The sequence below is a fragment of the Burkholderia sp. Bp9016 genome (assembly GCF_003857765.1).
Classification (GTDB): domain Bacteria; phylum Pseudomonadota; class Gammaproteobacteria; order Burkholderiales; family Burkholderiaceae; genus Burkholderia.
The window spans coordinates 139,767-152,107 of the sequence record NZ_QTPY01000012.1 but is presented as its reverse complement, the minus strand read 5'-3'; the positions used below and the strand labels follow the sequence as shown (position 1 = coordinate 152,107).

Annotated in this window: 12 protein-coding genes and 1 tRNA gene; 8 read left to right on the top strand and 5 right to left on the bottom strand. The window is 65.6% G+C overall.

Going from position 1 to position 12,341, the window contains the following annotated elements:
* Positions 1-160 precede the first annotated feature (160 nt).
* Positions 161-236 (bottom strand) — tRNA-Lys (locus DIE13_RS16775).
* Positions 237-427: 191 nt separating this feature from the next.
* On the opposite strand from DIE13_RS16775, the gene DIE13_RS16770 reads away from it, so the two are divergent.
* Positions 428-832, top strand: a complete 405-nt coding sequence (locus DIE13_RS16770) for a PaaI family thioesterase (RefSeq protein WP_124828214.1) — start codon at positions 428-430, stop codon at positions 830-832.
* An 8-nt stretch (positions 833-840) separates the two neighbouring features.
* Entirely contained in the window at positions 841-1,707 is an 867-nt protein-coding gene (locus DIE13_RS16765; RefSeq protein WP_124828213.1) for a patatin-like phospholipase family protein, read from the top strand.
* Between the two features lie 53 nt (positions 1,708-1,760).
* Here DIE13_RS16765 and DIE13_RS16760 read toward each other — a convergent pair whose 3' ends face one another.
* Positions 1,761-2,774 carry a D-2-hydroxyacid dehydrogenase family protein gene (locus tag DIE13_RS16760; protein WP_124828212.1) on the bottom strand — a complete coding sequence of 338 codons (1,014 nt, stop codon included), beginning with the start codon at positions 2,772-2,774 and terminating at the stop codon, positions 1,761-1,763.
* Here DIE13_RS16760 and DIE13_RS16755 point away from each other — a divergent pair.
* Positions 2,761-3,051, top strand: coding sequence for a hypothetical protein (locus DIE13_RS16755; RefSeq protein ID WP_124828211.1), 291 nt, complete (start codon positions 2,761-2,763; stop codon positions 3,049-3,051). The genes DIE13_RS16760 and DIE13_RS16755 overlap by 14 nt on opposite strands.
* A gap of 152 nt (positions 3,052-3,203) precedes the next feature.
* The gene (locus DIE13_RS16750; protein WP_124828210.1) at positions 3,204-4,253 is read left to right on the top strand and encodes a LysR family transcriptional regulator; all 1,050 of its coding nucleotides are present in this window, start codon (positions 3,204-3,206) and stop codon (positions 4,251-4,253) included.
* A gap of 129 nt (positions 4,254-4,382) precedes the next feature.
* On the opposite strand, the gene DIE13_RS16745 is transcribed toward DIE13_RS16750, so the two are convergent.
* The 3 genes from DIE13_RS16745 to dprA all read right to left on the bottom strand — a co-directional run bounded on the left by DIE13_RS16745 (position 4,383) and on the right by dprA (position 8,929).
* Entirely contained in the window at positions 4,383-6,980 is a 2,598-nt protein-coding gene (locus DIE13_RS16745; protein WP_124828209.1) for a DNA topoisomerase III, read from the bottom strand.
* A gap of 191 nt (positions 6,981-7,171) precedes the next feature.
* Entirely contained in the window at positions 7,172-7,552 is a 381-nt protein-coding gene (locus DIE13_RS16740; RefSeq protein ID WP_124828208.1) for a thioredoxin family protein, read from the bottom strand.
* Between the two features lie 36 nt (positions 7,553-7,588).
* The gene (dprA, locus tag DIE13_RS16735; protein ID WP_233409931.1) at positions 7,589-8,929 is read right to left on the bottom strand and encodes a DNA-processing protein DprA; all 1,341 of its coding nucleotides are present in this window, start codon (positions 8,927-8,929) and stop codon (positions 7,589-7,591) included.
* A 185-nt stretch (positions 8,930-9,114) separates the two neighbouring features.
* Here dprA and def point away from each other — a divergent pair, with 185 nt between their 5' ends.
* The 4 genes from def to htpX all read left to right on the top strand — a co-directional run bounded on the left by def (position 9,115) and on the right by htpX (position 12,340).
* On the top strand, positions 9,115-9,618 hold the full coding sequence (def, locus tag DIE13_RS16730) for a peptide deformylase (RefSeq protein WP_107310502.1): 504 nt from the start codon (positions 9,115-9,117) through the stop codon (positions 9,616-9,618).
* A gap of 32 nt (positions 9,619-9,650) precedes the next feature.
* Positions 9,651-10,634: a methionyl-tRNA formyltransferase gene (gene fmt / locus DIE13_RS16725; RefSeq protein WP_124828206.1), complete on the top strand. Its 984-nt coding sequence runs from the start codon at positions 9,651-9,653 to the stop codon at positions 10,632-10,634.
* Positions 10,635-10,744: 110 nt separating this feature from the next.
* Positions 10,745-11,383 (top strand): LysE family translocator, encoded by a 639-nt coding sequence (locus DIE13_RS16720; RefSeq protein WP_124828205.1) that lies wholly within the window; start codon positions 10,745-10,747, stop codon positions 11,381-11,383.
* Between the two features lie 99 nt (positions 11,384-11,482).
* Positions 11,483-12,340, top strand: a complete 858-nt coding sequence (gene htpX, locus DIE13_RS16715; protein ID WP_096508459.1) for a zinc metalloprotease HtpX — start codon at positions 11,483-11,485, stop codon at positions 12,338-12,340.
* Position 12,341: the final 1 nt, after the last annotated feature.

The following is a 12,341-nucleotide window of genomic DNA, read 5'->3' as shown; positions in this document are numbered from 1 at the left end:
ACGGCGATCGCGATGCCGGTCGTGTGATATTTGTCGGACGATTCTAGCGGAAACGGTGCGGGAGAGGCATGCGGCCGGATACCGCGATGCAGGCGGGGCGAGTCGGCAGCGGAAATGGAAAAAGGCCGGTTAGCTTGCGCTAACCGGCCTTTGAAATTCCTGGTGGGGCGTGAGTGACTCGAACACTCGACCTACGGATTAAGAGTCCGCTGCTCTACCAACTGAGCTAACGCCCCCAACAGAAGAAAGATTATGCCCGGGTATTTCGCCCTTGGCAAGTCCTTTCTGCAAATTTCCTCAAAAAATTTCGTCACGACAACGGCAGCTGTCAGCGCGGTAACGAGCCATCGCTATCGGCGCGGTCCCGGTATGATGACGTCCACACGCGTTGCGCGGCGGTCGCGCAACGTTTTCTGGACATCCGAAGATGGACGAAAACGCAGTCCGCGAATTGCTCGATCGCCTGCTGGCCCCATGGGTTCGCTCGCTCGGTCTGGTCCCCGTATCGATCGGCGACGACACCGTCACGATGCGTCTGCCGTTTTCCGGCGAATTCCGTCATTCGGGCGGCATCATCTGCGGCCAGGTGTTCACGGCTGCGGCCGACACGGCGATGGTGGTCGCGATCTCGGCCGCGCTCGGCGAGTTCCGGCCGATGACGACCGTTTCGCTGAACACCAACTTCATGCGTCCGGTGCGCAAGGGCGACGTGCTCGTCACTGCGCGCGTGCTGCGGATGGGCCGCAACCTCGTGTTCGGTGAAATCGAGTTGTTCGACGAGGACGGCAAGATGGCCGTTCACGCGACGTCGACCTACGCGCTCGTCAGCTGAGCGGCGCGATGTTCGACCAGATCGTCTTTGCGGGCGGCGGCAATCGCTGCTGGTGGCAGGCCGGCTTCTGGGACGTCGCGCAGCCGGCGCTCGGGCTGCGCCCGCGCGTGATCGCGGGCATTTCGGCCGGCGCCGCCACTGCCTGCATGCTGTATACGCGCGATGCCGCGTGGGTGATGCGCTATTACGAGGAAGCGCTGCGCCACAACCGCAAGAACGCGTACTGGGGCAACCTGTTCAGCCGCGAGCCCGTGTTTCCGCATTACCGGATCTACCGCCAGGCGCTGCTCGACATCTACGGCGATCCGTTCCCGCAGCTCGCCGACGCACCGGAGATCCGCATCGGCGTGTCGCACGTGCCGCGCTGGCTTGGCGCGCGCAGCGCGGTCGCGGCGGGCCTCGTCGCGTACAACATCGAGAAATACGTGCGCAAGACGCTGCACCCGACGCTCGGCCGCACGCTCGGCTTTCGTCCCGAGTTCGTGCGCGCGCAGGCCTGTGCGACTGTCGACGAACTCGCCGACCTGATCCTGCAGTCGTCGTGCACACCGCCGTTCACGCCGGTGCTGCGCCGCGGCGGGCGGCCCGTGCTCGATGGCGGGATGGTCGACAACGTGCCGGTCGGCGCGCTCGACCCGTCGCCGGGCGATGTGCTGGTGCTGGTCACGCGGCTGTATCCGCGTCCGCAGATGTTCACTGTCGCGCACGGCGACCAGCGGCGGCTGTACGTGCAGCCGTCGAGCAAGGTGCCGATTTCGAGCTGGGATTACACGAGTCCGTCGCAGATGCGGCATGCGTACGACCTCGGACGGCGTGACGGCGAGCATTTTCTTGCGCGCGTCGACGCGATGACGCGCGGCCGCGTGGCCGCCTGAAGAAAGAAACGGAGAAGCGGGCCGCGCGCCATGCGCGGCCCGCGCTGCGCGGATCAGCGTTTGCGGATCGGCGTCAGCGCTTCCGGGTTCGCGACGCTGGACATGTCGCCCTGGTCGAACGCGAGGATGTTCTTGAATGCCGCGCTGAAATAGAGTTCGTAGCTTTCGCGTTCGACGTAGCCGATGTGCGGCGTGCAGATCACGTTTTCCATCCGCAGCAGGCTGTAGCCCTGCAGGATCGGTTCGCTCTCGAACACGTCGATCGCGACCATCCCCGGACGATTGTGCGACAGCGCGTTGACGAGTGCATTTTCCTCGAGCAGCTCCGCGCGGCTCGTGTTGACGAGCAGCGACGTCGGCTTCATCCGCATCAGGTCTTCCTGCTTGACGATCCCGCGCGTGTCGTCGTGCATCCGCAAGTGCAGCGACAGCACGTCGCTCTGCTCGAACAGCGCTTCGCGGCTTTCGGCAGCCGCGTAGCCGTCGGCGCGCGCGGCCTCGAGCGAATGCTCGCGGCCCCAGATCAGCACGTTCATCCCGAATGCCTTGCCGTAGCCGGCGACGAGCCGGCCGATCTTGCCGTAGCCCCAGATGCCGAGCGTCTGGCCGCGCAGCACCTGGCCGAGGCCGAAGTTCGGCGGCATCGCCGACGTCTTCAGGCCCGACTGCTGCCATGCGCCCTGCTTGAGGTTCGCGACGTATTGCGGAATGCGGCGCTGGGCGGCCATTACGAGCGCCCAGGTGAGTTCGGCCGGCGCGACCGGTGAACCAGTGCCTTCGAGCACCGCGATGCCGCGGTCGGTACAGGCTTCGAGGTCGATGTGGCTCGACACGCGCCCGGTCTGGCTGATCATGCGCAGATTCGGCAGCTTCGCGAGCAACTGCGACGTGATCGGCGTGCGCTCGCGGATCAGCACGAGCGCCTCGACTTCCGCCAGACGGCTCGCGAGCTGTCCCAGGCCGCGCACCGTGTTGTTGAAGACCTTCACGTCGTGATCGGCAAGCATCTCGAAGCAGTTCAGCTTGCGGACGGCGTCCTGGTAGTCGTCGAGGATGGCAATTTTCATGGTCAGCGGGAATCGCGCGTTGAAAGCGGCGGCGGTGGCGGCGGCGCGCGTCGCGCACTCGCCCCGCCCGGCCGGGGCCGACATGATGCTACGTCGGCGTGCTCCGTGGTGTCTTTTTAACAGGTTGTTACGCTCCGCCGCAATTGGCGCCGGCCTGATCCGGCGCCGCTTCCGTGCGATGCCGCCGGGTGCGCTGCTGTGTCGCATCAAACACGTCTTTCCTGATTCGACCGTTTCCCCGACGAGGTTCACCCAATTGTTGCTGCAATCAGAATAATTGGATCAATTATCCGCAACAGGTGAGGATTTTTGACTGTTTTTATCTCGTTTCACGGTCTCGTTAGGCAACTCTGCATCTTTTTCGCTGTCGTAGGAGAATTACGCATTTGCTTCAACTTTTTGAAGTTGTAACAGCGGCAGGAGTCGTTTATGGATCATTTGCAGTCGATGCGCGTGTTCGTCAAGGTTGCGGATCTCGGTAGTTTCGCGCGGGCCGCAAGTGCAATGGATATCTCGAACGCGGTCGCGACGCGTCACGTCGCTGACCTGGAAGGCCGTCTCGGTACGCGTTTGCTGAATCGCACCACACGCAGCCTTTCGCTGACGGAGTCGGGCCAAGTCTATCTGGAGCGGGCGCGCCAGATTCTCGATGAACTCGAGGATGTCGAACAGATGGTCGTCGCGCGCAACCACGAGCCGGTCGGCACGTTGCGCATCGTCGCGCCGGTGGTATTCGGCCTGCATAACCTCGCGCCCGTCCTGCAGTCGTACACCGAGAATTTCCCGAAAGTGGTGCCGGATCTGACGTTGGTCGATCGCCAGGTCGATCTCGTCGAGGAAGGTTTCGATGTCGGCATCGTCGTCACGCGCCAGATGCGCAGCGCGAGCATCGTCACGAGGCGACTGACTACGGGCTGCATGACCGTGTGTGCGACGCCGAGCTATCTGGAAAAGCACGGCGTGCCGACTCATCCGGAGCAACTCGCCGAGCACCCGGCTCTGAGCCTGCCGGCCGAATACTGGGGCGACGAGCGCGTGTTCACGGGGCCGGACGGCGAAGTGCGCGTGCGGCCGACCAACGTGATCGTCGCGAACAACACCGCGATGCTGCGCCAGTTCGCGCTGCTCGGAATGGGTGTCGCGATCCTGCCGAGCTACCTGATCGGCGGCGACATCGCCCGTGGTGCGCTGGTGCGGTTGCTGCCGGATTTCCGGCTGCCGCAGGTCGAGATCAACATTGCGTATCCGAGCCGGCGCCATTTGCCCGCGAAAGTCCGCACGTTCATCGATCATCTCGTCGAGCATTTCAGCCACTCGACCGACGCGATGATGGGCGAACAATGGGCTTCGCAGGGTGCTGCGCCTGCGCCGATCGGTGTGGAAATGCGTGCCGAGCCGGCCGAATCGACCGACCCGAACCTGCAGCCGCGTCTCGCGCGTTCGCTGCGCCCGCGCGTGGCGGTGCCGTCGCCGCTGTAACGGCGCGTCGCCGGACAACGATTGCCGTCGGCACAAAGAAAAAACGCGGATCGAGCGATCGATCCGCGTTTTTTTGCGCCGTCTGACGGCGTGTGATGCACCGGGGAAGCCCCGGCGATCAGGTCGCCATTACGAACCCGTCTTGCGCGCCGTCGTCTTGCGGGCGGCGGTCTTGCGGGCCGGTGCCGGTTTCTCTTCTGCGCCTTCCGTCACGGCTTCTGCATCCTTCGCTGCCGATTTCGCTGTCTTTTTCGCGGCTGCCGCCTTCGGCTCCTTCTTCTCGAACTCGAAACCGATCTTGCCGTCCGGCTGCTTCACGAGGAACGCCTTGAAGTTGCGGCCCGTGCGCGACGACTTGAAGCCCGGCAGCAGATCCGTGCGGCCGTCGGCGAGCAGCTTGGCCATCTGCTCGCGCGCGATTTCCTGCTGCAGGATCACCTTGCCCGAGCGGAAGTCGCACGTCTTCGGGTTCGCGACCGAGTGTTCGCACACATAGCTCATCCCGTGCTCGAACACGCGGCCCTTGCACTTCGGGCACGCGCCGACCGGCTCCTGCGCGGAGAAGTCGGGCGCTTCGCCTTCCTCGCCGCCCTGGTCCTGGCCGAAGTCGAACTCGAGCTTGTAGTTCTTCGTCTCGTCGTCGAACGAGAGCTTGAGGATCGCCGAGAACGGGCGGCCCATCTTGCTGCGGAAGCCGGACAATGGGCCGATGGTCTTCTCCCGCAGCAGCTCTTCGACTTCCGCGATCTCGAACTGCCGGCTGCCCGGAATCTTCGAGATCGAGAACTCGCACTTCGTGCAGGCGAAGCGGCGGTAGTTTTCCTTCACCTGGCCGCCGCAGTTCGGGCACGGCGTCTCGAGCGTCGCATAATCCCCGGGGATCGTGTCGGAATCGTATTCCTTCGCGCGCTTGACGATCTGCTGCGTCATGCGGGCGATTTCCTGCATGAATGCGTCGCGCCCGAGGTTGCCACGCTCCATCTGCGACAGCTTGTATTCCCATTCGCCGGTGAGTTCGGGCGCGGTCAGTTCCTTCACGCCGAGCCCGCGCAGCAGCGTCATCAGCTGGAATGCCTTCGCGGTCGGGATCAGCTCGCGGCCTTCGCGCACGAGGTATTTCTCGCCGAGCAGGCCTTCGATGATCGCCGCGCGCGTCGCCGGCGTGCCGAGACCCTTCGCGGCCATCGCTTCTCGCAGCTCGTCGTCCTCGACCAGCTTGCCCGCGCCTTCCATCGCGGACAGCAGCGTTGCTTCCGAGTAGCGTGCGGGCGGTTTCGTCACGAGTGCGACTGCAGCGATCTCGTCGGTCTTGACCTTCTCGTCCTTTTGCACCGGCACGAGGTTCGCGTCTGCGCCTTCGGCGTCGCGGCCGTACACCTGCAGCCAGCCCGGCTCGACGAGCACCTTGCCTTCGGTCTTGAAGTGATGGCCGGCAACTTCGGTGATCCGCGTCGTGACGCGGAATTCGGCGGCGGGGAAGAACACCGCGAGGAAGCGCTTCACGACCATGTCGTACAGCTTCTGCTCGGGCTCGGACAGCGACTTCGGTGCCTGCAGCGTCGGGATGATTGCGAAGTGGTCGCTGATCTTCGAGTTGTCGAAGATCCGCTTGTTCGGCTTCACCCAGCCCTTGTCGAGCACCTGCTTCGCATGCGGCAGGTAGTTGTGGCTCTCCTTGAGCATCTCGAGCGTGGACTGCACCGTCGAAATGTAGTCTTCCGGGAGCGCGCGCGCGTCGGTACGCGGGTACGTCAGCACCTTGTGCTTTTCATACAGCGCCTGTGCAAGACCGAGCGTGTTCTTTGCCGAGAAGCCGAAGCGGCTGTTCGCCTCGCGCTGCAGGCTCGTCAGGTCGAACAGCAGTGGCGACAGTTGCGTCGACGGCTTCGATTCCTCGGACACCGTGCCGACCTGGTCGCGGCACGCGGCAACGATGGTCTCGGCGGCCGGCAGGCTCCATAGGCGGGAGTCGCGCTTTTCCGGATCGAATTCGTCTCGCTTGAATTTCGGGTCGAACCACTTGCCTTCATAGAAGCCGCCCGCGCATGCGAATTCGGCCTTCACTTCCCAGTAGTCGCGCGGGACGAAGCGGCGGATTTTCTCTTCACGTTCGACGACGATCGACAGCGTTGGCGTCTGAACGCGGCCGACGGTCGTCAGGAAGAAACCGCCGCCCTTGCTGTTGAACGCGGTCATCGCGCGCGTGCCGTTGATCCCGACGAGCCAGTCGGCTTCCGAGCGGCAGCGAGCGGCGTCGGCGAGCGGCTGCATGTCCGTGTCGCTGCGCAGGTTCGCGAAACCGTCGCGGATCGCCTGCGGCGTCATCGATTGCAGCCACAGGCGCTGGACCGGCTGCTTCGCCTTCGCGTGCTGCGCGATCAGGCGGAAAATCAGCTCGCCCTCGCGCCCCGCGTCACATGCGTTGATCAGGCGATCGACGTCCTTGCGCTTCATCAGCTTGGTGAGGACCTTCAGCCGCGATTCGCTTTTTGCGATCGGGTTGAGGTCGAAATGCGGAGGGATGACGGGGAGATGGGCGAAGCTCCATTTTCCGCGCTTGACCTCGTACTCTTCAGGAGCGGCAATTTCCAGCAGGTGGCCGACCGCGGACGAAAGGACGAATTCGTCGCTCTCGTAGTATTCGTCATGCTTGGTAAAGCCGCCCAAAGCGCGTGCGATGTCGTTCGCGACAGAAGGCTTTTCCGCAATGATCAGTGCTTTGGACATGACAGGTGTGTGTTGGTAGACCGGGTTCGCCGGTGTGGGTCCCTTTTACGACGGCTTTATAGCACACGCCGCAGCGAGGGCGGCGCGGCGTGTAAAAAGCGGCCCATCATAGAGGGGGGCTGCAACGGCGGCAAGCGCCCGGCGCGGCGGCGCGTGCAACGGCACGAAAAGCCGCCCGGCCGGTGCGCGGTTCACGCCTCGACGTTCAGGACGTTGCGCAATTTCGGTGCGTGCGGCGTGCCGGGCACCGCACTCAGGTCGGACAGCATCCGTTCGACGATCGCCGCGTGCGGCAGCACCGTGCCGAAGAAGCGCGCGGTGTTGGCGTCCTCGATCAGGATGGTCGGGAAATTCTCGACGTCCAGATCGTCGAACTGGTCGGCGTGGGTTTCGATGTCTATCCACGCGAAGCAGGCATCGGGATGGGCGTCGGCGAGCTGGTCGAAGGCCGTCCGGTAGTCGCGGCACGTACCGCACCATTCGGCGCACAGGCAGGCGACCAGTAGCGTGTCGGGATCGGCGAGGCGCTCGGCGATCCGATCGGCATCGGTGTCGAGATTCAGCGCAGGCATGGAATTCCTTGGAGATCGTCGGCGGCGCGGCCGCCCTTATGCCGGGGAATGTAGCACGCCGGACGCAGGCGGGGTGGGCGCCGCATCAAGCCGCGCGAAGCGTCCGCCGGGGGCGCTCGCGATGCGACCGGCCAGCTCGAGCGCGAGCAGCGACCCATGCAGCACGTCGTCGGACAGGCCGGTGTGCTCGGCGAGCCATTCGTAAGTAACGGGGCCGTATCCGAGGGCGACGAGCACCGATCGCTCTGCCGGAGACTCAGGCGGCGCGGCTTCGATCCGGGCGGCCGCCGCTGGATCGACCGACGCTGCTTGTACAGGATGTGCACTCGCGCGCCTGCCGGCATTGCAGGATTCATCGCTGGCGCCCGGGATCGTGCCCGGATTCACGGAGCTCGCTGCGCCGTCGGCGGCGTGAGCCCGAGCCTGAGTCCCTGGCTCATCCAGCCCGTATTCCTCGAGCACGTCGAGCGGCGTCGCGGCGAGCTTCGCGCCGTCGCGAATCAGCGCATGGCAGCCCTGCGCGAGCGGCGCATGGATCGAACCGGGCATCGCGAACACGTCGCGGCCCAGCTCGTTTGCGAGCCGCGCGGTGATCAGCGAACCGGAGCGCGGCGCGGCTTCGACGACGAGCACGCCGAGCCCGAGCGCGGCGATCAGCCGGTTGCGCTGCGGGAAATGCGACGCCCGTGCGGGCGTGCCGAGCGGCCATTCCGACACGATCGTGCCGTGTGCGGCGATTTCGTGGGCGAGTGCGCGGTGCCGCGCCGGGTAGACGAGATCGGCGCCGGTCGCGATCACCGCTGTCGTGCCGGAGCAGCCGTCGAGCCCGCCGCGATGCGCGGCCGCGTCGATGCCGAGCGCGAGGCCGGAAACGATCACGAGCCCTGCATCGGACAACGCGCGGGCGAAGCGCGTCGCGTCGGCGAGCCCTTGCGGTGTGGCGTGGCGGCTGCCGACCACGGCAAGGCCGCGGGCATGCAGCAGGTCGAGCCGGCCCTTTACATATAGCAGCGGCGGCGGATCGTGCAGGTCGCGCAGCCGCGCCGGGTACGCGGGATCGGTAAGCGTGACGATCGCGTTGCCCGGCGCATCGAGCCACGCGAGCGCGGCGTCGGTGCGCGCGTCGAGATCGTCCCGCTCGCTTGCGCGTACCGCCTGCGCGGCAGCGGCGCTACTCGCCGCGGTAATGGCGTCGTTGGACGCATGCAGCAGTGCCGTGGGCGTGCCGAATGTATCGAGCAGAATCTGCAGCACGGGCGGCGCGAGGCCCGGCGCATGCGCGAGTTGAAGCCACGCGCGCAGCGCGGAAGTGGTCAGCGCTTGCGGCGACATGAGGTTCCCCTCGAATGCGACGTCCAGCGAACGACGTGGCGCCATGATAAAATTTTCATCATCCGAAATACTCGACAGGGCCGCGCGCACAGGCGTCCGGCCGATTGCAGGAGGCTTGACCCGCGGCATTGATATGCCGCTCGTTCGCCTCATCTTCATTGCATCCCGGCGGCGGCGCCAGCCGGCCGGATGGCCGATGCGGCACGCCGCTCCACCGAATACCGAACACCATGGCTTTGCTGAACATTCTTCATTACCCCGACAAGCGGCTGCACAAGGTCGCCAAGCCCGTCGACAAGGTCGACGACCGGATCCGCAAGCTCGTCGCCGACATGGCCGAAACCATGTATGCAGCACCGGGCATCGGCCTGGCGGCCACGCAGGTCGACGTGCACGAGCGCGTGATCGTGATTGACGTCTCCGAGGAGAAGAACGAACTGCGCGCGTTCATCAATCCCGAGATCGTCTGGTCGAGCGACGCCAAGCAGGTGTACGAAGAGGGCTGCCTGTCGGTGCCGGGTATCTACGACGAAGTCGAGCGCCCCGACCACGTGCGCGTGCGTGCGCTCAACGAGCAGGGCGAGACCTTCGAGCTCGACTGCGAGGGCCTGCTGGCCGTGTGCGTGCAGCACGAGATGGATCACCTGATGGGGCGCGTGTTCGTCGAATACCTGTCGCCGCTGAAGCAGACCCGCATCAAGACGAAGATGAAAAAACTCGAACGCGCGATGTAACGCGCGTTCGCCAAGCCCTCCCGAATGCTGTCATGACCCATACGTTGCGCGTGATTTTTGCCGGCACGCCGGAATTCGCCGCGGCTGCACTCGCCGCGATCCACGAGGCCGGTTTTCCGGTGCCGCTCGTGCTCACCCAGCCCGATCGCCCTGCCGGGCGCGGGATGAAACTGCAGGCGAGCGCGGTGAAGCGCTATGCCGTCGAGCACGGGATGCCCGTCGCGCAGCCCCCGTCGCTGCGCCGCGTGGGCAAGTACCCGCAGGAAGCCGCCGACGCGATCGAGCTGCTGCGCGCGACCCCGCACGACGTGATGGTGGTCGCGGCATACGGGTTGCTGCTGCCGCAGGAAGTGCTCGATATTCCGCGCGCGGGCTGCATCAATATTCATGCGTCGCTGCTGCCGCGCTGGCGCGGCGCGGCGCCGATTCACCGCGCGATCGAGGCCGGCGACGCCGAGACGGGCGTCACGCTGATGCAGATGGATGTCGGCCTCGACACCGGCGCGATGATCGAGGAAGCGCGTATCGCGATCGCACCCGACGATACGACCGCGACGCTGCACGACAGGTTGGCCGCCGACGGCGCGCGGCTGATCGTCGACGCGCTCGTGCGGCTGGAGCGTGACGGGGCGTTGCCCGCCACGCCGCAGCCGGCCGACGGCGTAACCTACGCGGAGAAGATCGGCAAGCACGAAGCGGTGCTCGACTGGCGCAAGCCGGCCGATGTGCTCGCGCGCCAGGTGCGCGCGTTCGATCCGTTCCCGGGCGGCGTCGCGACGCTCGATGGCGCGGCAATCAAGCTCTGGGCGGCCGAGCCCGTGGCAGCACGCGGCGATGCGGCGCCCGGCACGATCGTCGAAGCCGCCCCGGAAGGCGTGATCGTCGCCTGCGGCAGCGGCGCGCTGCGCGTGACGCAACTGCAGAAGCCGGGCGGCAAGCGGCTGCCGGCGCGCGAATTCCTGGCCGGTTCACCGCTCGCTGCCGGCCAGCGTTTCACGTTGCCCGACGCGGCCTGAGTGCCATTCGACACGGTGTGCCGGCCGCGCACAATCGGCCGGATGGCCGAGTCGCGCGGCGCGGCCGGCGCGCGTAGAATTTCCCTGCGCTTTTCGGTTTTGAGGTTTTCATGTTTGGCATCACCCATTTCGGTTTCTTCGTGCTCGCGGTTTTCCTGCTGAACGTCACGCCCGGCCCGGATACCGCGTATATCGTCGGCCGCAGCGTTGCGCAGGGCCGCGGCGCGGGGCTGATGTCGGCGCTCGGCATCTCGGCCGGCTGCTGCGTGCACGCGCTTGCATGCGCATTCGGGCTGACCGCGCTGCTCGCGGCGTCGGCCGCCGCGTTCACGGTGATCAAGCTGGTCGGTGCCGCCTACCTGATCTACCTCGGCGTGCGCATGATCGTCACGAAGCAGGCGGCCGCGCCGGCGAATGCCGATGCGCGGGCCACTGCCGCGAAGCCGCTGCGCCAGCTGTTCATGCAGGGTTTCTGGACCAACGTGCTGAATCCGAAGGTCGTGCTGTTCTTCGTGTCGTTCTTCCCGCAGTTCGTGTCGGCCGACAGCCCGCACAAGGCTCTGGCGTTCCTGGCCCTCGGGTCGGTGTTCGTCGTGATGAGTACCATCTGGACCAGCGTCGTCGCGTGGGTCGCCGGCAGCGTCACACAGCGCTTTTCCGGCAAGCCGGGCGTCAAGAAGTGGCTCGACCGCACGGTCGGCAGTGCGTTCGTCGGCCTTGGCCTGCGGCTGGCCGCGTCGCAACGCTGAAATTGAATTTTTCCGGCAAGACCTTATCTAACAAATCGCTTACAATTTCTCGCCGTGCCTGTTGATATGCGGCGGTCCCCTGACGGATAAGGAGTGGGTATGTTCAATTGGGTCAAAACGGCGATGCTGATGGCCGGGATCACGGCCCTGTTCATCGTGATCGGCGGCATGATCGGTGGCTCGCGCGGCATGACGATCGCACTGTTGTTCGCGCTCGGCATGAATTTCTTCTCGTACTGGTTCTCGGACAAGATGGTGCTGCGCATGTACAACGCGCAGGAAGTCGACGAGAACACGGCGCCGCAGTTCTATCGGATGGTGCGCGAGCTGGCCACGCGCGCGAACCTGCCGATGCCGCGCGTCTACCTGATCAACGAAGATGCGCCGAACGCGTTCGCAACAGGCCGCAACCCCGAGCACGCGGCGGTCGCCGCGACGACGGGCATCCTGCGCGTGCTGTCCGAGCGCGAAATGCGCGGCGTGATGGCGCACGAGCTCGCGCACGTGAAGCACCGCGACATCCTGATCTCGACGATCACCGCGACGATGGCGGGCGCGATTTCGGCGCTGGCCAATTTCGCGATGTTCTTCGGCGGTCGCGACGAGAACGGCCGGCCGGCCAATCCGATCGCCGGGATCGCGGTCGCGCTGCTCGCACCGATCGCCGGTGCGCTGATCCAGATGGCGATCTCGCGTGCGCGGGAATTCGAGGCCGACCGCGGCGGCGCGCAGATCTCCGGCGATCCGCAGTCGCTCGCCACCGCGCTCGACAAGATCCATCGCTATGCGGCCGGCATCCCGTTCCAGGCGGCTGAAGCGCATCCGTCCACCGCCCAGATGATGATCATGAATCCGCTGCACGGCGGCGGCCTGCAGAACCTGTTCTCCACGCACCCGGCCACCGAGGAGCGCATCGCGCGCCTGATGGAGATGGCCCGTACCGGCCGTTTCGACTAAG

Coding starts and splice junctions, on each gene's coding strand:
- DIE13_RS16740 (WP_124828208.1), bottom strand. CDS start 7,552: ATGCCTGCGCTGAATCTCGACACCGATGCCGATCGGATCGCCGAGCGC.
- dprA (WP_233409931.1), bottom strand. CDS start 8,929: ATGGCGCCACGTCGTTCGCTGGACGTCGCATTCGAGGGGAACCTCATG.
- htpX (WP_096508459.1), top strand. CDS start 11,483: ATGTTCAATTGGGTCAAAACGGCGATGCTGATGGCCGGGATCACGGCC.
- DIE13_RS16720 (WP_124828205.1), top strand. CDS start 10,745: ATGTTTGGCATCACCCATTTCGGTTTCTTCGTGCTCGCGGTTTTCCTG.
- DIE13_RS16750 (WP_124828210.1), top strand. CDS start 3,204: ATGGATCATTTGCAGTCGATGCGCGTGTTCGTCAAGGTTGCGGATCTC.
- DIE13_RS16755 (WP_124828211.1), top strand. CDS start 2,761: ATGGCAATTTTCATGGTCAGCGGGAATCGCGCGTTGAAAGCGGCGGCG.
- def (WP_107310502.1), top strand. CDS start 9,115: ATGGCTTTGCTGAACATTCTTCATTACCCCGACAAGCGGCTGCACAAG.
- DIE13_RS16770 (WP_124828214.1), top strand. CDS start 428: ATGGACGAAAACGCAGTCCGCGAATTGCTCGATCGCCTGCTGGCCCCA.
- DIE13_RS16745 (WP_124828209.1), bottom strand. CDS start 6,980: ATGTCCAAAGCACTGATCATTGCGGAAAAGCCTTCTGTCGCGAACGAC.
- DIE13_RS16765 (WP_124828213.1), top strand. CDS start 841: ATGTTCGACCAGATCGTCTTTGCGGGCGGCGGCAATCGCTGCTGGTGG.
- fmt (WP_124828206.1), top strand. CDS start 9,651: ATGACCCATACGTTGCGCGTGATTTTTGCCGGCACGCCGGAATTCGCC.
- DIE13_RS16760 (WP_124828212.1), bottom strand. CDS start 2,774: ATGAAAATTGCCATCCTCGACGACTACCAGGACGCCGTCCGCAAGCTG.